Consider the following 24535-nt stretch of genomic DNA (forward strand, 5'->3'; position numbering starts at 1 on the left):
ACCCCCATTATGGTCATTAGCTAAACGTTTAGAGGGTGAGCTAAATGAAAGCAAGAGAGGCAGTGGCGCTACAGGGAATCAGAGAAAAAGCCAGGAAAATCAAAAAGAAAAACATCACAAGACGAAATATAATATTCTTTGCGATAGCCATGTTTTTTGCGAACTTATCTTGGGGAATAGCGTTTCCTTACTTAACTGTGTACATGAAGATAATAGGGGGCACGGTTTTTCTTGTAGGGATGCTGAGCGTGGTGTTTAACTTAACCTCCACAGTGTTCCAGTACCCTTTTGGATATCTATCTGATAGCGTTGGAAAGAGAAAGCCCTTTATAGCCCTTGGAATCTTGTCATCTGCAACAACCTACATCATAGTATCTTTCATAACAACCCCACTCCTTCTCCTTGGATTTAGGGCTCTTCAAGGTGCTTTAAGTGCTTCTCTAGCCCCTGCTCATTCAGCGTTGATATCAGAGCTCTCAACGAAGGTTGGTTCTGCTTTTGGGTTCTTCAGTTTCATTGAGAACATGGGATATATGGTAGGGAATTTTATAGGGAGTTACGTTGTCAAGAAGATGGATGTAAGAAGTGCATTCTTTGTTGCATCAATATTCTCAATAATAGCGATTTTATTTCTGATCCCCCTAAAGGAAAGAGAAAGACCAAGACGTAAAATTGAGAGGCTCATAATTGTGCAAGAAGCTCGGGAATCTGAGAGAGTTGAACTAACAAAGCTGGCTTTTAGAGAGCTTATGAAAGGTGAGTTAGGCCTCTTTTATATTTCTGTGTTCTTAGCTATGATAGCATCTGGTGAAGTTTACTCCACCGTTTCTGTATATTTCCAGGAAAAGTTTGGAGAAGAATTTGTGGGCCTTTTCTTTGGCGTTGACTCTCTAGCAGCAGCCTTGAGCTCCCTAATCATCGGGAAGTTAATAGATAGGTATGGAGAATCACTATTCTACAAAATATCCCTGGTAGGTTATATATTCACTTTCATAGGCTATGCTCTTGCCAAAAGTGTTCTAGTAATGACATTAGTGTGCATAGTTTCTGGGGTAAAATGGGCAATGATAATAAGCTCATCATCAACATACATAGCCAAAAGAACTCCCTCTACCCAGAGAGGCCAAGGAATGGGGTTATTAAATACCATGATGAGTCTCGGATGGGTTATAGGGCCTCTACTGGGAGGATATCTTGCTGATATAAGTTTCGAACTTATGTTATATTCGACGACTCTGCCTCTAATCCTAGCCTTATTACTAGTTCTAAAGGCTTAGTGTTATTCTATCGGCTACTTCTCTCTTTACAAGAACGTTCCCTATTGATCTGGGAAGAGTTACGAGGTCTCCCGCCTTAAATGGTCCATATTCTCTGAGTTTTTCATCAAGAATTTTTGGAATGTCGATTCTTATTAGATACAAGTCAACAATGCCATGTCTCCTTTTCACTTCTTCCTCAGAAGGTTCCTGTATTTCAAGTTCTTTGCTTTCTAAGGGTAGGGGTTCTCCATTTATAAAAGCCGAGATTATGGCAAATATCTTCTTTTCTTCACCAACGAGATTGCGAGGAACTCCCTCAAAGGCCATATCAACTATCTTGTGCAACCTTATTTTCAAGATTTCTCGTATAAGGTTTTGAAGGAGCGACAGTTGGGCCAGATATAGCCTTCTTTCTATTTCTTCTCCTCTTTCTTCATGCCTCTCTGCACTAATTTCCAACGCCTTCTTGAAACTCACTATGTCCCTATAAAAGTCCTCATCAATCTCTGTTAATTCCAGGGAAGAAAGCTCCTTTTCAAGAAGCTTTCTTAAAACTTCAATATCCATTCTAAACACCTAAAAAGGGGATAGAAAGGAGATATCACTCCTCAACTCTTGGAGCAAGTAGGAATGTTAGCCTACCCTCGTCCCTGATATAGTACTCCATCTGCATGGGCATCTCATTTCCGAACTTTATAGTTACCTCGTCTGCCTTTCCAATTCCCTTAACCATATCCGCAAGGTAGCTGACTCCATATGCACTCTTTGTTTCCTCTTCAACTTCTAAATCAAGCAAACCCTCGTCCTCTAGAGTCAGCTTTATTTCAACTTCCTGCGTCTCTCCCTCTGCCCTCATTGTGAACTCATTCTCCTTGGCTATGAACTTAAGGCTGTCACTTACAAGGGATGCATCTTTTACTGCCTCTTTAAGAACGTCACCAAGAACTACGACTTTGGCCGTGAATGGAAGCTCGGGAAGATCTACTTCGACTTCTTCCACATCAATCAAAGGAAGTCTAAACGTTCTGGTGGCTGTTCCCTGAAGGCTTATTTCAAGAAAGTTCTCCTCTCCCTTCTTTAATATAAGAGTATCTTTAGCCTTTCCTCTTTTGAGGACTTTCTTTAAGTGATCCATATTCACTCCAATAGTTTCCTCTCCATCAACCTCGTACTTAGAGAATATACTTGCAGGGAGGTTAAGATCTATTAGAACGACCCTGCTTGGATCCATTGCCCTCATGCTTATTCCTTCTTCAGTAACTCTGAAAGCAGCCTCGTCTATTAGCCTGCTTGCTGTTTCTATAAGCTGAGCGAATTCTTTTGCTCCCTCAAAGACTATTTCAAATGGCATTCCATTACACCTCCTTTAGAATATTGAGCATGAGTCTAACCCTTTCTTTACCTCTCCATAAATAAGTCTTTCCGTTGTTGGTGTCGGGTATCCTTTTATAAGCCTCCTCCAATTCCTTCAGAGCTCGTTCAGCCAGTCTCCTTAGCACTTCTACTCGTAGCTCCTCCATACATAACCACACTTCTTGCACTTGTAGAATATTGTACTTGGCTCATCTCCGGCTCTTGTCTGCAACTCCCACCACCATGCTTCGTTGTGACCACATCTGGGGCATGTAACCTTGGCTGTTGGGAGAGTTGAGAAATCTTGTTCAACTACTATAACTCCCTCATCTGGCTTGTGTTTAACTTCCTCCGTTCTTCTATAAGCCTTGGCATCTTCTGGGTTTATTGGTTCCTCGTAACCGCACTTTCTGCACACGAAAACTCCTCTCTTTTTATCGGGGATCATGATACTCCCACACTTAGGACAAAACTTCACCATTTTCTCACCCCCACACTAGCCGAGGGCAAGGTTAGACCGTTCAGGATAAAAACTTTTGCCCAGATACATCTTGGGGGAAGAAGATGAGGATAGAAGATATAATTGGGGCAATTAAGAAAGAACTCGACGAGAAAGATACGCTAAGGGAAGAGGCCCTTCAAATTAGCAGGGAAATTGTAAGATTAAGCGGAGATTCAATAAAAGCGATGCACAGAGGGGATATGGAACTCGCCAAGGAAAGGCTTACAAAAGCTGGCATCCTTGTGAAGCAGTTAAAAGAGAAACTTGTTAATCATCCAGATTTGTATTACACAGGCCATGTGCAAACTGCAAATCAGGAATTTGTTGAAGCCACTCTGATGTATCACTATCTTACAGATAGAGACTTTCCAAGCCATGAAGAACTTGGCATACCTCCTCAGGACTACATCCTTGGCGTCGGGGACTTTATTGGCGAGCTTAGAAGATACTTTCTAATAAACTTAATGCAGGGAAACATTGAAGTCGCAGAGAGCACTTACAGATTCATGGAAGAGGTTTATGAAGAACTAATGACCCTGGAATATCCTAAAGGGCTTGTGAACGTCAGGCAAAAACAAGATCAAGCGAGATACATTCTTGAAAGAACTCTAGAAGATATAACTAGGGCAAAGCTCAATATGAAGCTTCAACAGAAGATGGAGGAAGTTCTCAATGCTAGAAAAGATAGCGGAAGCTCAGATGAAGCTAAGTAAAAGGATAGTGGAGCAGAAGCTTAAAACGGTCAAAACGGTAGCCGCCGTTGACGTCTCTTATAGGGGAGAGAAGGCACGAGCAGCTTACGTACTAGCTTCATTTCCTTCGGGTAATATTTTGAAAACAAAGGTTGTTGAGTGCACCGTTTCTTTTCCCTACATTCCAACATTTTTCTTTTTGAGAGAAACAAGGCCTATCTTACTCTCAATAAGAGGAGAATCGTTTGACGTCTTACTCGTTGAGGGGCACGGAAAAGCACATCCAAGAGGATATGGGCTGGCTTCGCACATTGGAATTCTAATAAAGAAGCCCACTATAGGCGTTGCAAAAAAGCCCTTAAAAGGTGTTCCTAGAGAGCTTTACAGAAAGGTGGGGAAGGTTTATGTAAGTGTCGGAAATTTGATAACTCTAGATGATGCTGTTAGGATAGTCAGAGAATTATTAGATGAAAAAGGTTATCCGAAACCATTAAAATTTGCCGATAAACTTTCAAAGGGGAAGATAAAATGAAAGTTAAAGCCCTTTATTTACTCATAAGTCTCGCTAAGAGAGGGGGGATAGGGAAACAAGTCTTCATAACCCTAAGAGAGCTTGGAAATGAACTTGGTGTATCCCCTCAAACAGTATTAAGATGGCTCGAGGAGCTTGCTGATCGCGGCTATATACTCAAGCAGGAATCAAGGAAAGGAACTTTGATAGAGATAACTGATAAGGGCATTAAACTTCTTGAAAGTTTATACGAAGAGTTGTCCTCTGCCCTTTATAGCGGGGTTATAGTGGGGGAGGTGGTCTCTGGTATTGGTGAAGGAGCTTACTATGTTCAGCAGTATGCCCCTCTAATTAAAGAATATCTCGGCTTTGACCCGTATCCCGGAACATTAAATGTTAAAGTCATATTTCCTAAGACGATATTCGATGCTCTTTGCAACTCAAGACCCATAATAATTCCTGGTTTTGTGAAAGATGGACGAACATTTGGAGATGTGAGGGCTTATAGAGTTAAAATAGATGGAATTGAAGGAGCTATAGTCATACCCTCGAGAACAATCCACCCACCAAAAATAGCAGAAGTCATAGCTCCAGTAAACTTGAGGATGGTTTTAAACCTTAAAGATGGGGATAGAGTAAGGATTGAAGTAATATAGGCCCGGATTATCCGCCCGCCCTCATTGTCCGCCATTCTCGGCTTCCTCAGGCGGCCCCGGAGACCGGGCCCTGTCCGCCCGGCGACGTCGCCTCGTTCATTGCGCGCCATTCCCGGCGCGCTCCCTCGGTCGGGCCACCCGGGCGGGGTCGGACAGTAATAACTAACCAAAAAGCATTTTTAAATATATGACCCTTACACCACGGGGTGTGAGTGGGAATGCTAGGTTATAACGAAAAGCTTGTCCTTCTAAAACTTGGCGAATTAAAAAAGGCATCAATTGAAGACCTTACAAAAGCAACTGGTTTGGAGCAAGTAGCCGTTATGAGGGCTATATTGACACTCCAAAAGGAAGGACTCGCAAAGCTTCATGAGAGAAGGATAAAGGTTGTTAAATTAACAAATGTGGGAGAGAAGTATGCTGAAATAGGCCTCCCAGAGATAAGAGCTCTTAAGGTTTTACAAAAGAAGAAAAGAATCAAACTTGAGGATTTAAAAGAAGTTCTTACAGAAGACGAAATAAAGCCAATTGTTGGTCTTTTAAGGAGAGAAGGATGGGTAAAAGTTGAGAAAACTCCAGAAGGTCTGATACTAGAGATAACAGAAAAAGGGGAAAAACCAGAGAAGAGGCCAATAGACCAAGCACTCGAACTTCTCGCTAGAGAAAAAGAACTGCCTCTTGAAGATGTTGAAAAGGTCATAAGCATAAAGGAACTCAAAAGGAGAAAAGTCGCCCAAGAAGAAGAAGTTACTGAGAGAGAAGTTGAAATAACAGAGAAGGGGCTTGAGATAATAAGGAAAGGAATAGAGCTTAAAAGAGAGGTAAGCATTCTAACTCCAGAACTAATTACCTCAGGAAAGTGGAGAGAAGTTGAATTTAAGCCATTTAACATAAAAGCTCCGGTAAAAAGAATATATCCTGGCAAAAAGCAACCATACAGGGTTTTCTTGGATAAAATAAGAAGAAGGTTAATTGAAATGGGATTCATTGAGATGACCGTGGAAAGCCTAATAGAAACACAATTCTGGAACTTTGATGCACTGTTCCAGCCTCAAAACCATCCCGCCAGAGAGTGGACAGACACATATCAACTTAAGTACCCTGAGAAGGGCTTTCTCCCAGATGAAGAGCTAGTTAAGAAAGTAAGAACTGCCCATGAGAGAGGGCTTGCTGGATCTAGGGGATGGGGCTATGTATGGTCACCAGAGAGAGCCATGCTTTTAATGCCAAGAGCCCATGCAACGGCCCTAAGTGCAAGACAGCTCGCAAAAGGGGTTGAAATTCCCGGAAAGTACTTCACAATTCAAAGGGTATTCAGGCCCGATGTCTTGGATAGAACACACCTGATAGAATTTAACCAAATAGACGGATTCGTTGTTAGTGAAGATTTAACATTCAGACATCTCCTCGGAATACTTAAGAGGTTCGCCATAGAAATAGCCGGAGCAAAGAAGGTAAAGTTCTTCCCAGATTACTATCCCTTCACAGAACCTAGTGTTCAACTTAGCGCATACCATCCGGAACTCGGATGGGTAGAATTTGGTGGGGCGGGAGTATTCAGGGAGGAAATGACTGAGGCTTTAGGAATTAAAGAGCCAGTTATAGCTTGGGGGATTGGAATAGATAGGCTCGCAATGTTTAAGCTCGGAATAGATGACATAAGATACCTCTTCAGCTACGACCTAAAATGGCTTAGAGAGGCAAAGCTGATCTGGTGAGGTGATAACATGCCAAAGTTTGATGTTTCGAAGTCAGATTTGGAAAGGCTCATCGGAAAGTCTTTCACCATTGAAGAATGGGAAGACTTGGTACTCTATGCAAAATGTGAACTTGATGACGTGTGGGAGGAAGATGGAAAGGTATACTTCAAGCTGGATTCCAAGGACACCAACAGACCTGATCTCTGGAGTGCGGAGGGTGTTGCAAGGCAGATAAAGTGGGCACTTGGAATAAAAAAAGGATTACCAAGATATGAAATTGAAAAGAGTGATGTCGTTGTATATGTGGACGAGAAGCTCAAGGACGTAAGGCCTTACGGAGTTTATGCTATAGTCGAAGGACTGAGGCTTGACGAGGATTCATTAAGCCAAATGATACAGCTTCAGGAAAAAGTAGCCCTAACATTTGGAAGGAGGAGAAGAGAGGTAGCCATAGGAATTTTCGACTTCGATAAAGTTAAGCCCCCAATCTACTATAGGGCCGCCAGGAAGGATGAGAAGTTTGTTCCTCTAGGCTTCAACGAAGAGATGACGCTTGAAGAGATACTTGAGAAGCATGAGAAAGGAAAGGAATATGGTCATCTAATAAAAGACAAGCCCTATTATCCACTTTTAGTTGATAGTGAAGGTAATGTCCTTTCAATGCCTCCGATAATAAACTCCGAATTCACTGGGAGAGTTACCGAGGAAACTAGAAACGTCTTCATAGATGTCACGGGATGGGATCTAAGGAAGGTCATGCTAGCCTTAAACGTCATGGTTACAGCATTAGCCGAGAGAGGTGGAAAAATAAAGAGTGTTAGGGTTGTCTACAAGGATTTTGAGATAGAAACGCCAGATTTAACTCCCAGAGAATTTGAGGTGGAGGCAGAGTACATAAAGAGGCTCTCTGGTCTTACCCTGAGTGAAGAGGAAATCAAAGAGCTACTTGAGAGAATGATGTACGAAGTAAAAATCTATGATGGCAAGATTAAGCTTAAGTATCCAGCGTTTAGAGATGATATAATGCACGCTAGGGATGTCCTTGAAGACGTTCTAATAGCGTACGGATATAACAACATAGAACCTGAAGAGCCTCAGTTGGCTGTCCAGGGGAGAGGAGATCCATTTAAAGATTTCGAGGATGCGATTAGGGATTTGATGGTAGGATTTGGCCTGCAAGAGGTAATGACATTTAACTTAACCAATAAAGAGGCTCAGTTCAAGAAGATGAACATTCCAGAAGAGGACATCGTAGAAATTGCGAATCCAATAAGTCAGAGATGGAGCGCTCTGAGAAAGTGGCTCCTTCCAAGTCTAATGGAGTTCTTAAGCAATAACACTCATGAAGAGTATCCTCAAAGGATATTTGAGGTCGGTTTAGCAACCTTGATAGATGAATCTAAGGAAACCAAAACTGTAAGCGAACCCAAGCTTGCAGTTGCACTGGCGGGCACGGGATATACCTTTACAAACGCAAAGGAAATTCTTGACTCTCTAATGAGGCACCTGGGAATTAAATACGAAATAGAAGAGACAGAGCATGGAAGCTTTATACCCGGAAGAGTAGGAAAAATCCTTGTAGATGGGAAAGAGATAGGTATCATAGGAGAGATTCATCCACAAGTCCTTGAAAACTGGAATATTGAAGTTCCTGTAGTTGCCTTCGAGTTGTTTTTGAAACCTCTTTACCGCTAACCTCTTTTACATATTTTCTCATGATTGTGATCATAATATCAAAGTTTTCTAGATTAATAATCAACTCAATGTCCATTTTTCTCTCCCGCCAATATGTTACAATAGTAATATCCTATAAACATTTGGCAAAGAATATTGAAAAAGAGCCAAAAAACTTTACAAAAGTAAATGTACTACTTTAGCATGAAAACAACTTTTCCAGTTTTGCCAGCCCTCATAAGCTCAAAGGCTTCTTCATACTTATCGAATCCCTTATACTTGTGGGTTATTATTGGGTCAATGTTAAGCTTTCCACTCTGGAGAAGTCTGGAAACAGTATACCAAGTCTCCCAAAGGTGTCTTCCAGTTATGCCGTACACAGTCAGAGCCTTGAAGATTATTAGGTTGTTGAAGTCTATACTAACCTTACCTGGGAAGAGACCTAGTAAGGAAACCCTACCAGCGGGGGTAACAGCTTGTAGTCCCTGTTCTAATGCTTTTGGAGCCCCACTAAATTCTAAGAAGACATCAACTCCATTTCCGTCAGTTATATCCATTACCTCTTTGACAACATCTTCTTCAAATGGATTAATAACATAATCAGCGCCAACTTTCTTTGCTAAGTTTCTCCTGAACTCACTGGGTTCTGAGACTATTACTGGATATGCACCGGACGCCTTCGCAACGGCTATTCCTAGAAGTCCCAGGGGGCCAGCCCCTGTTATTAAAACGCTCTTACCAGCTATTGGTCCTGCAAGAACAGTGTCTACAGCGTTTCCTAGGGGTTCTTGGAGGGTGGCATATTCGGGTGGTATGCTCTTTGGATTCTTCCAAACATTCTGAGCAGGAATTATTGCGTACTCAGCAAATACTCCATCTGTGTCAACACCAAATATCTTCGTGTTCTGACAGACGTGATACTGTCCCCTCCTACAAGCATAACACTTACCACAGACTATGTGAGTTTCAGCGGAGACGTAGTCACCGACTTCTATTCCCTCAACCCCTGGGCCAACTTCCACAACTTCGCCGGCAACTTCATGACCCATTATCTGAGGAGGCTTTATCCTGCTTTGTGCCCATTCGTTCCACTCATATATGTGCAAGTCAGTTCCACAAATGCTGGTTGCTAGAACTTTTATCAAAACTTCTCCCGGCCCTGGCTTTGGAACATCAACTTCGACAAGTTCAGCCCCGTACTCTGGCTTTGTCTTCATGATAGCTACCATTTTTTCTGACATCGAATTCACCCCATTAATATTTGACAATTTTACATATTAAATATAGATTTAAACGCTTTATGGGGATAAAATTAGACTAGAATCCAATCTTAACCTGCATTCCTGCCCAAAATACTGCCCCTGCCATCATTGAAACAAGGATTCCATACTTTGCACCAGCTGAAAATTTTCCCTCTCTTATTATTCCAATTCCCAGTCCTGTTATAAATCCTTGGATAATTGAGAATAGCCATAAGATTATTCTCAGTTCATTAACTGGTATTTGAACCTCCATTCCAGAGTACGTCATCATAGTTGCTATGTTCGAAATTACAGCAACAATAAATGGACCGACAAACCCTCCAGAAGTTATGAAGAACATCATTTGCATTCCGGTAGACGCCTTTCTCTCTTTCTTTATCCTTAGGACTTCCCTGACATCATTACCCACGGCTACAAGAACGTCTGCCATTGGGGCACCTCTTTCAAGGGCTTCAATTATTATCATCATTGCCCTGTATATAACCTCGGATTTTTTATTCCTCAGTGCAAATGCCCTTAAGGCATCTATAGTTGGTCTACCCCTCTTAATTTCTGCTACGGTTCTTCTAAATTCTTGGGTTAGAGCTCCGAATTTTGCGTTTGTTAACTCTTCAAGAGCTTCGGAAAAAGATACACCTGCTCTCAAAGAGCCTGCAAGGTAAAAAAGAGCATCCGGAAGAGCTTTTTCCATTTCATCAATTCTTCTTGAAATTCTAAGGTGAGGATAGGCGTATCCTATTCCAAGGCTCCCAAATAAAAATCCAAGTGCCAGGAGAGTGATATTATTACTAAAAATGAATAGTATCGCACCAATGATGATCCCTATTATTAGTGACAATACTATATATTCAGATGCCTTGAAGTCAATACCAGCTGAATATAACAGAATATCATATCTTTTAAGTGCCCTCCTTGGCACGATTCTTTCTATGATTCTCGTTAATATTGGAGTTATTACTCCTTTCTTTGCCTCACCACGTCTTTCCAATAATATCACCTCGGCTCAGCTCTCTTTATCATAATTATCATTATTACAGAAAGCATCGGAAATGCAAATAGCATTAGAACTACAAGGCCAGATATTGTAATTACGAGCCTTTTAGCTAGTAAAGATCCTGCCAAAATTGCCACTATCAAAAGTGTAGGCATGACGACAGACATGAACATATATACGAACGATAAGCCATTTATTTTCTGCACATAGTCCATTAGCTTGATTCTATACTCAAATGCAAACTCATCTGCCATTTTATATAGGATATCTGCAAGATTTCCTCCAAACTTTATTGCTCTTAATATCTGTTTAGTTACCTTAACTACGTTATCAGAAGCCATTCTCTCCTCGAATCTTGAGAGAGCATCCTCAAAACTTGCACCTTTATGCATGTCCTGGACTATCATTTGAAACTCCTCTGAGATAACCCCATAATCAGCCTTCGCAACGGAAACCATTGCCTCTGCTATTCCAACACCAGCACTTAATAGAGAGGCCATATGCCTAAGGACATATGGAAGGGCCCTCTCAACCTCTTCAACTCTTCTCCTCCAAACGAGCTTTGGATATATCCTCATGTAGAAAAAGCCCAGGATAAAGCCAAGAAAGGCCAATAAAATAGCTAAATCCCAAGGAAGATATATTATTATTGCAAAAGCTAGGCTCATTAGGGAGACTATTATACCAACAGCCAACATAAGGGCTACGTACTTTTCTTTGGACATTGTTATATTAGCTCTGTATAGATCAATTTCAAGACCCTTGATTGACTTACTTAACGATTCAACGGGACCTCGGAAGTATTTAAGAAATCCCTCAGCAATTCTCTCTGAGAGAGGTGTCTTCTCAATAACTTTCTCACGCCATTCAATTGTCTCCTCTATTAACTTCTCTTCCTCTTTGGCCTTCTCCTCCTCTATTTGCTCCCTCATCTGTTTAAGATATTCGAGCCTCTCCTTTATTGATACTCCCCTCTCTGGGATTTTTCTTACTGGAACTTCAGCTACCTCTAGGGTTTTTCCCCCAAGCTTTTCCAGGAATTCTAAAAATGCGGAAATGATCCCCATCACTGTTCCCCCTCTGCATCATATGAACTCTTTAACTTTCTTGCTCATTTCTATTGTTGCTGCTTCTCTCTCAATTTTCTTTAGGAATTCTTCTTCATCAATGTAAAATTCTCTAATCTGAGCTCCAACTTCTTCAATTTTCCTTATTCCCTTCTCAATCATCCAATCTAATATTAGTTTTCTCTTTTCAATTTCAAGCTTGAGCTCCTCAATAGACATACCTGTGTGATAAGACAATGTTGTAATGAACCTACTTGGCACTTCGGTTCTTATAAGTTCGTCCTTCGCTGGGTCATACTTATAAAGGAAGTTAAGCTGAACGCTTTCACCCTCAATGCCAGAAACTTCCGCTATCTCCGTAATTCTTCTTATAGTGCCTTTTTTCCTAGTATGGTACCTGACTTGCATTATGATTATATCTAAGGCAGGAATCATAATCCTCGGAACATTCATCGGTGGGCTCTCAAGTCTGACTATTGTCTCCCTAGCTGAATTTGAGTGTATTGTTCCCATACAGTTTGAGACTAGGATCCCATTTGCAATGTAGTTGTGATATCCTTCAACAGTTAGATCATAGAGGTATTTTACTCCAAATGCCTCGGGGTCAATTTCTTGTACACTAACTACCTCGTCCCAGTAAATGTCACCTTTGCTAATTATCTCCAACTTCTTTGCTAGAATTAAGGACTCTTTATCTCCAATATCTTTAGCTATCCTTTGGAATGCCAAAGAAATTCCTCTTAGTATATCTCTTCCAATTTCTCTTGTTTTGCCATCTTCTATGGACTCTATGACGTGCTCTGGAATATTCTCTCTTACATAGTATGAAACCAGCTTTGAGAGTTCAGCCCTAGTGAGGTTTAGTCTTTCTCTCAGCGTCTTCATTACAAGTGGAGGCACGGGAATGCTGTCTCCAATGAATGACTCAGCATTAACATTTTCATACCCTCTAGAAATTTGAGGAACCCCAATCTCATGTCCCATATTTGCCATTACGGCTGAATTGTCTCCAATTCCACTTACTTCAATCCCTAGACTAGTGAAATCTGAGTACTCATATGATCTCGAGGGAATGCTTCCATACGAATCAGAATGTACGCCGATTGAGAGGAGCATTGCTATTCTATCTCCGGGTTTTAGGTTCTCGGCTTCTTTTCTGAGGATATCTCCATGCAGGAAGGTAAAGACGGGGTGATCTTTCGTTAGAATTATCTCGTTTCCGGCCTTTGTTTTGATTAGGATAAGCTTCTCTCCCCTCTTAACCTTCCTTCTCCAGACCCTCGTAACCCTGCGCTTTCTGGCCTTTAAATCGGGCCCAACACTAACAACTTCAAATACGTCTTTCTCTTCAAGCTCGATGAACTCGAGGTCTTTGTACTTTCTGACTTTGTTGGAATATTTTTCAAACAGTCTGTCCACCAAGTTCCCAATAAACTCAACCCTTCCATCAGAGAGTTGGATTACAGAGAATCCATACAGGGCCCCATCGTGTCCAGTGTTCATAGCTGTGAACATTGTCCTCGCTTCTGGTCCTCTGACTTCACCTACGATGATTCTGTCCGGACGCATTCTAAGGGTGTTTTTAACTAGGTCATCCATGGTAATTTCTCCTTTGCCCTCAACGTTTGGAGGCCTTGTTTCAAGCCTTACCCAGTGTTCTATTGGCAATTGAAGCTCTGCAGTATCCTCTATGCTAATTACTCTCTCACTTGGGGGTATGAACATCGCTAATGAGTTTAAAGTAGTGGTCTTACCCGAACCCGTTCCACCAGCAACCAGGATATTGGCTGGCTTAACACCGAGTCCATCGACAAGGAGCCAAAGAAATGCTGCAACTTCACTGTTCATTGTTCCATATTTTATTAGGTCTATTATTGTGAGTGGATCTTTCTTGAACTTTCTTATCGTAAGTGTTGGTCCATCGAGACTTATTGGTGGTAGTGTGGCATTAACTCTGCTTCCATCAGGAAGTCTCGCATCTAAAAGGGGATTCTGTTGATCAATTCTCCTTCCAACTTCTCTTGCAATTCTTTCAATGATGTTAAGTATCTCACGTTCGTTTGAGAATGAGATGTTAGTTTTACACATTCCAAAACGTCTGTGCCATACATAAACGGGTTTATATAGTCCTATTACCATAATCTCTTCTAAATTGTCATCTCTTACCAGTGGGTCAAGCTTTCCATATCCTATCATGTTCTGAACTATTAACTCTGCAAGAAGCTCAACTCTACCTTCAGATAGTGTTGGAGCCATTTCTTTAACCATCTTTCTGACTTCTCTCATGAAAACCCTTCTTCTCTCCTCGTAATTTGGTATGGATTCTGGGTCAATTTGTATTTCAACTATAGCCCTGTCTCTAACCATCTTAAGCAGCTTTTCTTCTTCCTTACTTAGCTTTGGTAAGTTTATCTCATATATTGGAACGGCTTCTCCTTTAACTTTTAGTATTCTAACATTTCCATAAACATCCAGAACCTTAACTTCTCCAATATACCTCCCTGGTTTTCCCGTTGGGGATAGAATCTCTTGAAGAGTTGGTCCTATTGGTCTTCTTTCTTCAGGCTGTGGTTCGGGCTTTTTTAGAATTTCCTCAAGTTTTGGGGCACTTGGTTCCTGGATAAATGCTAATGGTAGTGCTGGTTTTTCTTCCTTTGCGGGCCTTGTTTCTTTAGTGAGGGATTTCCCCATCAATATGTCTCCAAGTGTTACAGATTTTGACGTCTCTAATGTCTCCTTTTTTTCTTCTTTCTTTGGAGGTGTAGCTCCTTTCTTAAGAATAGCCTCGAGAGTTAAATTATCACTACTTAAGATCTCATCAATCCATGAACGTTTTTTCTTCTCTTCCAAAACTCTCACCTCACCCTCTAGACCATTTAAACTTGTACTCTATTTCAATGGAATTCTTATCCCCTAACCATATTATCCATATTGGATAATCTATTTTCTCAAACTTAACGTTTTCTTCTTTCTTAGCTTCAAAATTTGTAGAAAGCAAGCTGTCTGTTATATCATATAGGACTATATCTTCAGATATCTCTTTCTCTATGGGTGTTTCGTGCGGTATCATATTCCAAAATGTTCCACGAATGTAGGAGATATAATCTGAATAATTCATTGTTGGCTCGGGATAGAAATCATACATTTTTGCATTTGGGAAGAATATTGGAATAGCAACGGCAAACCAGTCTCTTCCTAGGGTGACATTTTCTATTCCCTTGTCATGGGTGATATTTAACTTAACGAGTCCTTCATAGCTGTAAAGAACTATATTCTTTTCTCTATACTGGAAGAATGTCTCTGGCTTGAGAAAAATTGGGGAGTTGATGAGTTGAGGGTATAGGATATCACAAAATGGCCCATTATCTAAAGTGCCGTAGGGAATGTCTATCATGGGAGTTCCAGAGATAACCCTAACTTGTCCGGCACATGGAAGGGTTGTATAATCCCTTAATTTAATCGGAAATTTTGTTGGTGTATCAATAAAGAATTTTACCTTCAAAACTTCATTGGGGTATATCCAAAATCCGATTCTCGAATTTAAGATGTTAAGATTGGGAGAGCCTATATACCCTGTATCGCCACTTATGTGGTGCAAAACCTCACTCTTGTCTTCCCTAATAACTTCAAATTGATATCTAGGATTTACTATAATGAACTTTGGCTCATCTCCTGTATTTATAAGCGTGAAGTTTATTTCTAAGCTGATTAAAGCTGTTAAATACATATTGTTGGGTGCAATAACTTCTTGGGCAGATGCTGGAGATGTTTGGATGACCAAACTACCAACTAATAATAAAATCAAAAAGAGGGGCCATTTCATCTTAGATCACCCCGAGATTTTGCCTATAACTAGAGAATTCTCTGCCTTAAGCACTTCTTCCATAAACTCTGAAGGTATTTCAACGATCACAAGGACTCTAGTTCTATCTGGATCCAATGCCAGGAGGTTAGTTTGTTCTTCTAAATTCAAAACCCTCCATCCATAACCCTCTAATACCTCCTTAACTGTATCAGGGCTCTTAATTTTTCCTGCTGCTATTGCTTTGAGTACTTCCCCAAGATTTACATTGTAGGAATACCCCGCAGACAGGGATTCAGAGATCGTCTGTTGGACAGATGTCTGAGAGCTTATACTCTGAGATTCTTGATAAGAGGTCTCTCCGGGGGAATAGTTTGTAGTAGAAGATTGCTGTGAAGACTTTGTTTCTGAGTAGCTTTCACTCTTACTCTTAGATTGAGTCTCGGCTAAGTTTATTTGGCTCGCATCTACTAACACGAGAACTACGTATCCTTCTGGAACTAATCTTTTTCCGGTTCTTTTGTCATATATTTCGATTTTGTCTCCTGGCTTTAAAAAGCCTCCACTCGCATCTTTTCTGGATAATACGAGAGCTATTTGAACGAATTTCACTTCCCGTACTTGGTACTGAAGCAAGTCTGCAAGGCTTTCGACTTTACTTATAACCTCTTTAGCTTCACTCTTTGTATAAATATTGGTTACATTGCCTTTAACTAGGATAACTTTTGTAGTTGGTATAGAATCAATTCTGTAGTAATAGACTTTCTTCCATAGGTCTAGCAGATAAGGATTAGGATCAATAGATAGTACCTCTTCCTTTGTCTTTGCTTCATCTACTTCTTTCAAGAGCATGTTTAAGGTATCTACAATCTCCTTTCTAAGGGTGTCTGGAACTTGAACTTGCAATAATGGTTCAAAAGCTATTTCTATGTTCTCTTTCGTCTTATTCTTAATTTCTGCTAATTCTCTAGCTAATTTTTCTTCTTCTGCTTTACGTTTAGCTTCTTCATATGCTTTCCACCTTTCTTGGCATACTTCCTTCACATTTATTTTTTGTAATTCCTCAAGACTATTAGCGGCCATTATGGCATTTATTAGTTGAATTTTAGCAGTATCATTAGCTAATGGTCCTTTAAAACATGCATTAACTTCTGCAATTTTAGCTTTTTTTGCATTTTCTAACTCCCTTGCGGCTTTATTTTCTAAATAGATGTAAACACTTATTATCGCACCAATAATAATTATTGCTAACACAAGAGCACCGATAATTATCCTTTTTCGTCTTTCTCTCTCCCTAAGCATACCAACTCTTGATATTCTTCTCCTCGGAGGTCTAGGAGGGGCAGGAGTAGGGGGTTGTTCTTCACTTTCACTTACGGCTCTCCCTAACTCTCTAAGCCTCCTTATCTTTGCCTCAATATCCTCGGCCACCGTTGACACCACCATTGGGTTATCTGTAAAAATAATAATCATCCAGCAAAATATCCTACTATTCATCCATGTTCTTATGTGTTTATTTAGATTTCGCCACTATAATTTTATCCCAAATATTATTAAACTTCCTCTAGGTGATCACACGTGGAACGATTAGTGATAAAGGTTGTAGAGATCAGGGGAAATTGTCCTGTATTTAAAATTGGAGATAAAATTACTATAGAGGGTCCAGAAGTAGTGCTGGAAGAAACAGACGCAATTTGTACGCATGCATTTGCATCGTTGCTACCATATATAGTAGCCCTTAGGAAAGGCATAAAGCCAAAAGATCTTGGGCTTGGAAAAGGTGAAAAAGCTTACGTTCAGTGTCTAGATCCTGGTCCTCCTTATACCAACGGAGGCACTGTAATATTTGAAATAACGGTGGTCAGAGATGAAACAAAAGAAAGCGTGGAAAATAGTAAGAGAGGTAATTAACGAGGCAGATATTGTCGTTGAGGTAGTTGATGCTAGAGATCCAATAGGTACCAGAAATAAGAAACTCGAGAAGATGGTAATTGAAAGTGGAAAAAAGTTACTAATCGTTATGAACAAGGCTGACTTAGTTCCCAAAGAATGGGCCGAGGAGTATAAACAAAGAAGTGACGTCCCGATAATATTCATTTCTGCAAGGGAGAGAAAAGGAACAGGAATCCTTAGAAAAGAGCTAAAGAAGATTGCAAAATCAATTGAGAAGGAAAAAGTTAAAGTCGCTCTAATTGGCTATCCAAATGTTGGGAAGAGTACAATAATTAACGTGCTCAAGGGAAAACACGCTGTTGGCACTGCCCCAATTCCTGGATATACAAAGGGCAAACAACTGATTAGGCTCACAAAAAGATTATGGCTTTTGGATACTCCCGGAGTGGTTCCAATTGACGATTTTGATGAGCTGGTCATAAAAGGGGGATTTCCCGCGGATAAAATAAGAGACCCAGTTAAACCAGCGCTAAAGCTAATTAAGAGAATACTTGAAACAAGAAAAGAAGCCCTAACCGAAAAATTTGGAATAAAAGAATTCGAGAATGAAGAGGATATTTTGAGGATGATAGGAGAGAAGAGAGGTCTCTTTAGAGAGGGAGGAGAAGTCGATATTGAAGAAACTGCAAGATGGTTCCTTAGGGAATGGCAAACTGGGAGATTTACGCTATTTAGTCAGGAAGAAAAGAAAGAAGAAACCTTCATTCCCAGCTTTGATGATATACTAAGTGAAATAAAAGCAAATGAAATTACGGAGCCAAGAATGATACTATGGAGGTATGAAAATAAGCTGCATGAATATCTAGGAAGCGAAAAGAGATTTGGGATGGTAAAAGTTGGGGAATTTACAATAGCAATAGCAACTGGTTTTAAGAAATGTCCCAATGCATTAAAGTTTATTGAGAAAATTACTGGTAAGAATGTCGTTATGAGTGAATGTTTTGGTAAAAAGTGGAAAGGAATAATAGCAATATTGGAGGACTGAAAATGCCGAAATTCCTTCTAACTACCGCTCAGGGAATTGAGGATATAGCAGCGAAAGAGATAGAGAGAATACTTTCAGATTTAGTTCTGAAAATTAAAATTAGACCTTGGGGGATAGAAGGTAGAATTCTCTTAGAGACTAAAGAGGGATATTACCTTGACGAAAAAGGGAAGAAAAGACCAATAAGCATTGGAGAAGTTTTAACAAAAAACTCAAGAACGTTACATAGAATAATTTCTCTCCTCACAGTTTCTCGTGCAAGGAATTTAGAAGAAATTGAGAATGTGACAAGAGAGGTTGATATAGAGGCTTACTTAAAGGAAAAAGAGAGCTTTGGAGTTAGGGCCGAGAGATTTGGAAGTCATGAATTTAGAAGCGTAGATATTGCAAGGGTAGTTGGAAGGATTATTCAGGAAAAAACTAAAGCTCCCGTTAACCTTGACCATCCAGCCGTGATAATCAGGGCAGAGCTCATTGGGGACATTTTCATACTTGGGGTTGACATTACAGGGGATCATTCACTCCACAGAAGGCCATGGAGAGTCTATGATCACCCAGCTCATCTGAAGGCAAGTATAGCAAACGCGCTAATCGAGCTTTCGAAGCCCGAAGGAATTTTTGCTGATCCATTCTGTGGCTCGGGAACAATTCCGATAGAACTTGCCCTTAGAGGGTACAAGAACAGGATAATATGCCTCGAAAAGTTTAGGAAACATCTCACAGGGGCAAAAATGAATGCAATTGCAGCCGGCGTTTTTGATAAAATAGAGTTTGTTCTCGGAGATGCTACGAAACTTAGCAAATATGTTGAAGAAGTAAATACAGTGGTCAGCAACTTACCTTATGGTTTGAAAATTGGAAAGAAGGGTATGATACCAAAGCTGTACTCAGAATTCTTCTCGGAGCTATCCAAGGTCTTAAACGGAAGAGGGGTGTTCATTACTACAGAAAAAAATGCAATAGAAAAAGCAATTGAAGAGCATGGATTTAAAATACTAGAGAAGAGGATAATTGGTCATGGTGGCTTAGATGTTCACTGCTACGTCATAAGGTAGCAAGGAGATCCACGTGAGAAGAAATGCCACAGATTTCTTTATTTTGAAGTTCTTGAAAATGCAAACGCTTGAGCTGCTTATGAGGATGAGGGATTAAAAAACCAGAAATAAAATGTAACCCTTCGAAGATGTTTGAAATGGTGAGGAGATAAGTTCAGCAAAGAATTGAATCTTCACTTAAGACATCAAACTCAACTTTCCCTATCCCTTCGATCCAAGCTTCAATTTTGTCTCCATGCCTTAAAGGTCCAACTCCCGGCGGTGTTCCGGTGGCTATTATGTCACCTGGCTCTAACGTCATTATTGAGCTTATGTATTCAATTAACTCTGGAATCTTGAATATCATCTGACTCGTTCTTCCAATTTGCCTTAATTTGCCGTTTACCTTAAGTCCTATCTCGAGGTCACTAGGATCGAGTTCCCTTTTATCAACCACTCTGGGCCCAACGGGAGCAAATGTATCAAATCCTTTGCAAACCGTCCAGGGGTGTCCTTTCTTTCTTGCCTCATCTTGTAAGTCTCTGGCAGTAATGTCCAGGAGAATCGTATAGCCAAGAACGTACTCAAAGGCCTTTTCGGCAGGGACTTTTCTCGCTCTCTTTCCAATAATTACTGCAAGCTCAACTTCGTGGTCAACTCTTTTGCTTTTCCTAGGGAGTATAATAGGGTTTCCTGGCCCTATGAGGGCAGAAGGGGGCTTTAAAAATATTATGGGTTCGTCTGGAGGCTCATCATTCATTTCTTTGGCATGCTCAACGTAATTCTTTGCCAGAGCAACTATTTTGGTAGGCCTCACTTCATAATAGCCATCCCTAAATGGCAATCTAACATACCCCATTTTAGCAACCCTTCTTAATTTGGTGGATTCTGAGTTTAAACATCTTATTATCTTTACATGAAATAATACTCGGGCCTTCTATCTTTGAAGATATCGTTAAGCTCATTAATTCTCTTATTCCTGACTATATGTACATCAATATCAGCTATCCCAACTTCTTCCTCAGTTTCAGAGGCTATGGAGAGCACTTCTGCTTTTGGAGAAGCTATAAGACTTTTCCCTATGAATTTTAGACCTCTTTCTTCACCTACCCTATCTGCTGTTATGGTATAGACTCTGTTTTCGAGGGCTCTAATTGGCATTGCTCTAGGTGCGTAAGGCATTACAAGATTGGCTGGATGAGCTATGACGTCAGCTCCCTTTAGTGCTAGTGTTCTTGCACTTTCCGGAAAGAACCAGTCAAAACATATCATAACCCCTACTTTAAGGAAGCCCAAGTCAAAAACTCGAAATCCCAAGTTTCCAGGCTCAAAGAAGTATTTTTCTCGGTAGAATAGATGAACTTTCCTATATTTTCCCACGTATCCTCTTGGCCCAACAACAACAGCTGAATTATACAAACTTTCTCCTTCTTTTTCTGCAGTTCCAGCTACTATATATACTCCAAGATCTCTAGCAACATCCATAAGAAAAGTCGTCGTTTCTCCATCTGGAATCGGTTGAGCTATTTCAAAAACCTCATCCCTATTTTCAAAGTTATAACCACTATCAAAAAGCTCTGGAAGAACTATCAATTTAGCCCCTTTTTTTGCTGCTTCTTTTATTAGCCCTTCGGCCTTTGAATAGTTTTTATCAGGATTTAGGAGAAGTGGTTCCATTTGGACATACGCCACTTTTACCATACTCTCACCGAGGGTTGTTTTAATTTTGAGGCTAATTAAGTTTATGGGGTATCTTTTATCAGATAATATAGCTCTTATCTTGTAAAAAGTTGCTAATTCAGTATTTTTATGCGATTTCGATAAAATAAATATCACATTATCAAATTAAAGCTAAAAACACTCTTATTCCCTCTGAAATCCACAGATAACTTAGATAAAAATTTTGATTGATAAAACTTAAAAGATAAGGGTCTGCCCTTAAAACTGAGAGATTGGGAGGTGACGCTCATGAAGAGGAGGCCAAGGAAATGGAAAAAGAAGGGTAGAATGAGGTGGAAGTGGATTAAAAAGAGAATTAGGAGACTCAAGAGACAGAGAAAGAAGGAGAGGGGACTTATCTGACCATGGACTTTTCTTTATATTCTTTTGAATTTGAAAGTTCCAAAGGGAAAGTTTTAGTTTTTGCAGATCCCCATCTAGCCTTTGAACCTTTTAGAGGGGTTCAAATAAGGTCGAGGCTAGAAAGTAAACTTGCAGAATATATCTTGAGTGTAGACCCAGACGTTTTGATAATTCTTGGAGATGTTAAGGAGGAGCTTGGAATTTCCAAATATACGCAAAGGATACTACTTGAATTCTTCTCTAAGATTAGAGATATTGAGGTTATCATAACCAAGGGAAATCACGATGGTAAGATCGAGGAAGTTACAGGAAAGTTTGAGAACATAGAGGTTGTCGACTACTACATCCTGGATGATATCCTATTTATTCATGGGCATAGGGACCTTCCAGAAGACCGCGACTTCAAGAGGGCTTTCCTGGGTCACGTTCATCCAACGGCCTTGATCGATTTTGGCGGAGTAAAAAGAAAAGTTAAATGCTTTGTAAAAGTGGGAAAGTTCATTATATTCCCTACAATAAATCCGTACTTGGAAGGAATAAGGGTGAATGAGGGAATAAACATGATACCGTTTTTAAAGAATGTTAAGGAAGTCTCCCTAATTCTCCCCCCGGGAATATATATTGATAAATATTTTATATAGAATATTTTGGAGTCTATATTATACTTCGGCAAGATATTTATATTTAAAAGGCAACGTTTAGCCGGGTGAAATCGCCGTGATAATTGGCGATCCTTGGGTTCTGTTCACGATAATTTTGGGGCTTGCGATGGCATGGGCAATTGGTGCTAACGATGCCGCAAACTCCATGAGCACCGCTGTTGGAGCAGGTGCAATAACTCCTAGACAAGCCGTTCTAATAGCTGGTGTTTTGGAGTTCACAGGTGCGTACTTCTTTGGAAAGAGTGTTACAGAAACCATAAGGAAGGGAATAATAGATCCCTCTAAGATTACTGACCCGAACGTTTTAATATATGGGTCAATAGCTGCCCTCCTAGGGGCTACAATCTGGCTTGTAATAGCAACGAAATACGGTCTCCCCGTATCAACAACACACTCAATTATAGGGGGTATAGTGGGTTACGGAATAGTTTATGCTGGAACATCTATAGTGAACTGGGGCAAAATGGCGAAAGTTGTTATGAGCTGGATTCTTTCGCCAATAGTTGGAGCAATATTTGCATTCTTTATTTTCAAAGCAATAACAAGAACTGTCTTACAAAGCCAAGACCCAATAAAAAGTGCAAAAAGATGGTCACCATTCTGGATTGGGCTGGCATTCGTTGTTATAGGAACGATGTTCTACCTAAAAGTTCTTCACGGGAAATCTCTCTTCGTCGGCATTGTAAAGTTTGGGATACCTGTAGGAATAATTACGTTCATAATAGTTACCTTGATACTAAAAGTCAGATTCCCCAAAGTTGATCCATATCTAGGAGCGGAGGCTATATTCAGAAGAGTCCAAGTAATAACTTCAGGATACGTGGCTTTAGCCCACGGAGCTAATGATGTTGCGAACGCCATAGGTCCAGTTGCTGCTGTGTATACAATAGCAACTATGGGAATGGCCGGAGCAAAGGTTCCAGTTCCGAGGTGGATTTTGGCCTTGGGTGGTCTTGGGATAGCTATTGGAGTCGCCACTTATGGATATAGAGTTATGGAGACTGTAGGAAAGAAGATAACAGAATTAACAAACACCAGAGGATTTACGATAGATTTCTCTGCCGCTACTGTTGTTCTGATAGCAAGCTGGCTCGGAATGCCTATTTCAACAACCCATACGGTTGTAGGAGCTGTTATTGGAGTTGGACTTGCCAGGGGGATAAAAGCAATAAATAAGGATATTGTTAAGGATATAATAATCTCATGGTTTGTTACTGTTCCCACAGCAGGAGTTATCTCAGCGATTATTTTCAAAGGCCTAATGCTGATTGTGGGGTGATATCATGCAGGTTTGGACCAAGTTATTTGCGAAAAGTCCGTTTAAGCCCCTAATAAAGCATGCAGAGGTTGTCGTTCAAACCGTGGAGACACTCGAGAAGGCTCTTGATCTTTGGGCCAAGGGGGATTATGAGGAGATGGCAAAATATGCTATTGAAGTAGATAGATTAGAGGATGTTGCCGATAGAATAAAGATGGAGCTCAGGAATAGTATCACTTCAAAACTTCTAATGCCAGTTCAAAGAACAGACATATTGGAATACCTCCACATGCAGGATAAGGTGGCCGATGCCGCTGAAGACACTGCAAAATGGCTCATAGTGAAGAAAGAACCCCAGATCCCAAATGAGATAAAAGAAGTGATTTTAAAAATGGGCAAAGAAAGCATAAAGGCTGCAAAGCTAGTTTATGAGGCAATAAAGCAGATGGATACTGTTGTTGAAAGTGGGTTTTCGGAGAAAGAAATAGAGAAAGAGTATGAGATTATAAGGCAAATAGAGGAAGTTGAAAACAAGATAGATGGGCTTGATACAAAGCTTATGATGCTTGTATTTAATAACCACCTAGACTGGACTGATGGTCTATACATACTCAACATTGCAAGGACTCTTAGTAATATCTCTGATAAAGCGAAAGATGCTGCTGAAAGGATAAGAATAATGATGAACAAATGACCTGGTAAAAGGTTAGAGAGCCAATAACTTCTCACTCTCTTCGACTTAGCCTACTAGCCTCTCTGAGTCCATTATTACATTTAAAAAAGAGTTTACGTGGCTCAAATGTTGTATCTTCAGTATGAACAGTGAGACTTCCAAAAGAAAAAAGCTAAAGGCTAAATTGCTATCATCGTTGACGTCATTTGAATCTCAGGCATCTTTCTAATTCTTTCAGTTATGAATTGATCGAGGTCTTTTAGTGTATCAGTTTCAACTTTAACTATTAGATCATACTCACCATAGACTACATATGCCTCCTTAACCTCAGGCATCGCTAAAAGTTTCTCCATGACTTCCCTCTCCTTACCCGCGGCCGTAACCATCAGGATAAAAGCCGTCACCATTTTTCCATC

Annotated in this window: 25 protein-coding genes; 12 read left to right on the top strand and 13 right to left on the bottom strand. The window is 40.3% G+C overall.

Annotated features, from left to right (window positions below):
- Positions 1 to 44 precede the first annotated feature (44 nt).
- On the top strand, positions 45 to 1277 hold the full coding sequence (locus tag PY04_RS05715) for an MFS transporter (protein WP_014734192.1): 1233 nt from the start codon (positions 45 to 47) through the stop codon (positions 1275 to 1277).
- On the opposite strand, the gene PY04_RS05720 is transcribed toward PY04_RS05715, so the two are convergent.
- Genes PY04_RS05720 through PY04_RS05730 form a run of 4 tightly spaced genes read right to left on the bottom strand, consistent with a single transcriptional unit; the run spans position 1266 to position 3093 of the window.
- Positions 1266 to 1826 (bottom strand): hypothetical protein, encoded by a 561-nt coding sequence (locus tag PY04_RS05720; protein ID WP_014734193.1) that lies wholly within the window; start codon positions 1824 to 1826, stop codon positions 1266 to 1268. The two genes, PY04_RS05715 and PY04_RS05720, sit on opposite strands and share 12 nt — an antisense overlap.
- 34 nt (positions 1827 to 1860) lie before the next feature.
- A complete protein-coding gene (locus tag PY04_RS05725) occupies positions 1861 to 2610 on the bottom strand; it encodes a DNA polymerase sliding clamp (protein ID WP_014734194.1) in 750 nt (249 codons plus the stop codon).
- Between the two features lie 4 nt (positions 2611 to 2614).
- Positions 2615 to 2779, bottom strand: a complete 165-nt coding sequence (locus PY04_RS09675; protein ID WP_014734195.1) for a hypothetical protein — start codon at positions 2777 to 2779, stop codon at positions 2615 to 2617.
- Positions 2761 to 3093, bottom strand: a complete 333-nt coding sequence (locus PY04_RS05730) for a transcription factor S (RefSeq protein WP_014734196.1) — start codon at positions 3091 to 3093, stop codon at positions 2761 to 2763. The genes PY04_RS09675 and PY04_RS05730 overlap by 19 nt, the downstream gene beginning before the upstream one ends.
- Positions 3094 to 3176: 83 nt before the next feature.
- On the opposite strand from PY04_RS05730, the gene PY04_RS05735 reads away from it, so the two are divergent.
- From PY04_RS05735 to pheT, 5 genes are all read left to right on the top strand, one after another.
- A complete protein-coding gene (locus tag PY04_RS05735) occupies positions 3177 to 3827 on the top strand; it encodes a haloacid dehalogenase (RefSeq protein ID WP_014734197.1) in 651 nt (216 codons plus the stop codon).
- Entirely contained in the window at positions 3787 to 4338 is a 552-nt protein-coding gene (locus tag PY04_RS05740; protein WP_014734198.1) for an endonuclease V, read from the top strand. Before PY04_RS05735 ends, PY04_RS05740 begins: the two co-directional genes overlap by 41 nt.
- On the top strand, positions 4335 to 4973 hold the full coding sequence (locus PY04_RS05745; protein WP_014734199.1) for a DUF120 domain-containing protein: 639 nt from the start codon (positions 4335 to 4337) through the stop codon (positions 4971 to 4973). The genes PY04_RS05740 and PY04_RS05745 overlap by 4 nt, the downstream gene beginning before the upstream one ends.
- A gap of 218 nt (positions 4974 to 5191) precedes the next feature.
- Positions 5192 to 6691 (top strand): phenylalanine--tRNA ligase subunit alpha, encoded by a 1500-nt coding sequence (locus PY04_RS05750; protein WP_014734200.1) that lies wholly within the window; start codon positions 5192 to 5194, stop codon positions 6689 to 6691.
- A 9-nt stretch (positions 6692 to 6700) separates the two neighbouring features.
- On the top strand, positions 6701 to 8368 hold the full coding sequence (gene pheT / locus PY04_RS05755; protein ID WP_014734201.1) for a phenylalanine--tRNA ligase subunit beta: 1668 nt from the start codon (positions 6701 to 6703) through the stop codon (positions 8366 to 8368).
- Between the two features lie 173 nt (positions 8369 to 8541).
- Here the strand turns inward: pheT and tdh are convergent, their stop codons facing one another.
- The 6 genes from tdh to PY04_RS05785 form a co-directional block, all read right to left on the bottom strand.
- Positions 8542 to 9588, bottom strand: coding sequence for an L-threonine 3-dehydrogenase (tdh, locus tag PY04_RS05760; RefSeq protein WP_014734202.1), 1047 nt, complete (start codon positions 9586 to 9588; stop codon positions 8542 to 8544).
- 76 nt (positions 9589 to 9664) lie between these two features.
- The gene (locus PY04_RS05765) at positions 9665 to 10528 is read right to left on the bottom strand and encodes a type II secretion system F family protein (protein WP_014734203.1); all 864 of its coding nucleotides are present in this window, start codon (positions 10526 to 10528) and stop codon (positions 9665 to 9667) included.
- 74 nt (positions 10529 to 10602) lie between these two features.
- The gene (locus PY04_RS05770) at positions 10603 to 11670 is read right to left on the bottom strand and encodes a type II secretion system F family protein (RefSeq protein WP_014734204.1); all 1068 of its coding nucleotides are present in this window, start codon (positions 11668 to 11670) and stop codon (positions 10603 to 10605) included.
- An 18-nt stretch (positions 11671 to 11688) separates the two neighbouring features.
- Positions 11689 to 14361, bottom strand: a complete 2673-nt coding sequence (locus PY04_RS05775) for an ATPase, T2SS/T4P/T4SS family (RefSeq protein WP_014734205.1) — start codon at positions 14359 to 14361, stop codon at positions 11689 to 11691.
- A 169-nt stretch (positions 14362 to 14530) separates the two neighbouring features.
- Positions 14531 to 15493: a hypothetical protein gene (locus PY04_RS05780; RefSeq protein WP_014734206.1), complete on the bottom strand. Its 963-nt coding sequence runs from the start codon at positions 15491 to 15493 to the stop codon at positions 14531 to 14533.
- A 6-nt stretch (positions 15494 to 15499) separates the two neighbouring features.
- On the bottom strand, positions 15500 to 16903 hold the full coding sequence (locus tag PY04_RS05785) for a DUF515 domain-containing protein (RefSeq protein WP_048056038.1): 1404 nt from the start codon (positions 16901 to 16903) through the stop codon (positions 15500 to 15502).
- Positions 16904 to 17050: 147 nt separating this feature from the next.
- Here PY04_RS05785 and PY04_RS05790 point away from each other — a divergent pair, with 147 nt between their 5' ends.
- The 3 genes from PY04_RS05790 to trm14 are packed head-to-tail and all read left to right on the top strand — an operon-like array spanning position 17051 to position 19465.
- Complete coding sequence (locus PY04_RS05790; RefSeq protein ID WP_014734208.1) at positions 17051 to 17383, top strand: TIGR04076 family protein; 333 nt, start codon at positions 17051 to 17053, stop codon at positions 17381 to 17383.
- Positions 17340 to 18410 (top strand): GTPase, encoded by a 1071-nt coding sequence (locus PY04_RS05795; protein WP_014734209.1) that lies wholly within the window; start codon positions 17340 to 17342, stop codon positions 18408 to 18410. Before PY04_RS05790 ends, PY04_RS05795 begins: the two co-directional genes overlap by 44 nt.
- Positions 18411 to 18412: 2 nt before the next feature.
- Positions 18413 to 19465 carry a tRNA (guanine(6)-N2)-methyltransferase gene (trm14, locus tag PY04_RS05800; protein ID WP_014734210.1) on the top strand — a complete coding sequence of 351 codons (1053 nt, stop codon included), beginning with the start codon at positions 18413 to 18415 and terminating at the stop codon, positions 19463 to 19465.
- Positions 19466 to 19619: 154 nt separating this feature from the next.
- Here the strand turns inward: trm14 and PY04_RS05805 are convergent, their stop codons facing one another.
- A complete protein-coding gene (locus PY04_RS05805; protein WP_014734211.1) occupies positions 19620 to 20303 on the bottom strand; it encodes a fumarylacetoacetate hydrolase family protein in 684 nt (227 codons plus the stop codon).
- A gap of 53 nt (positions 20304 to 20356) precedes the next feature.
- Entirely contained in the window at positions 20357 to 21145 is a 789-nt protein-coding gene (locus PY04_RS05810; protein ID WP_014734212.1) for a nitrilase, read from the bottom strand.
- Between the two features lie 383 nt (positions 21146 to 21528).
- On the opposite strand from PY04_RS05810, the gene PY04_RS05820 reads away from it, so the two are divergent.
- From PY04_RS05820 to PY04_RS05830, 3 genes are all read left to right on the top strand, one after another.
- Positions 21529 to 22167: a metallophosphoesterase gene (locus PY04_RS05820; RefSeq protein ID WP_014734213.1), complete on the top strand. Its 639-nt coding sequence runs from the start codon at positions 21529 to 21531 to the stop codon at positions 22165 to 22167.
- A gap of 127 nt (positions 22168 to 22294) precedes the next feature.
- Entirely contained in the window at positions 22295 to 23467 is a 1173-nt protein-coding gene (locus PY04_RS05825) for an inorganic phosphate transporter (protein ID WP_014734214.1), read from the top strand.
- 4 nt (positions 23468 to 23471) lie between these two features.
- The gene (locus PY04_RS05830) at positions 23472 to 24140 is read left to right on the top strand and encodes a TIGR00153 family protein (protein ID WP_014734215.1); all 669 of its coding nucleotides are present in this window, start codon (positions 23472 to 23474) and stop codon (positions 24138 to 24140) included.
- Positions 24141 to 24298: 158 nt separating this feature from the next.
- On the opposite strand, the gene PY04_RS05835 is transcribed toward PY04_RS05830, so the two are convergent.
- A complete protein-coding gene (locus PY04_RS05835) occupies positions 24299 to 24526 on the bottom strand; it encodes an Lrp/AsnC family transcriptional regulator (RefSeq protein WP_010868519.1) in 228 nt (75 codons plus the stop codon).
- Positions 24527 to 24535: the final 9 nt, after the last annotated feature.

This window comes from Pyrococcus sp. ST04 (assembly GCF_000263735.1).
Classification (GTDB): domain Archaea; phylum Methanobacteriota_B; class Thermococci; order Thermococcales; family Thermococcaceae; genus Pyrococcus.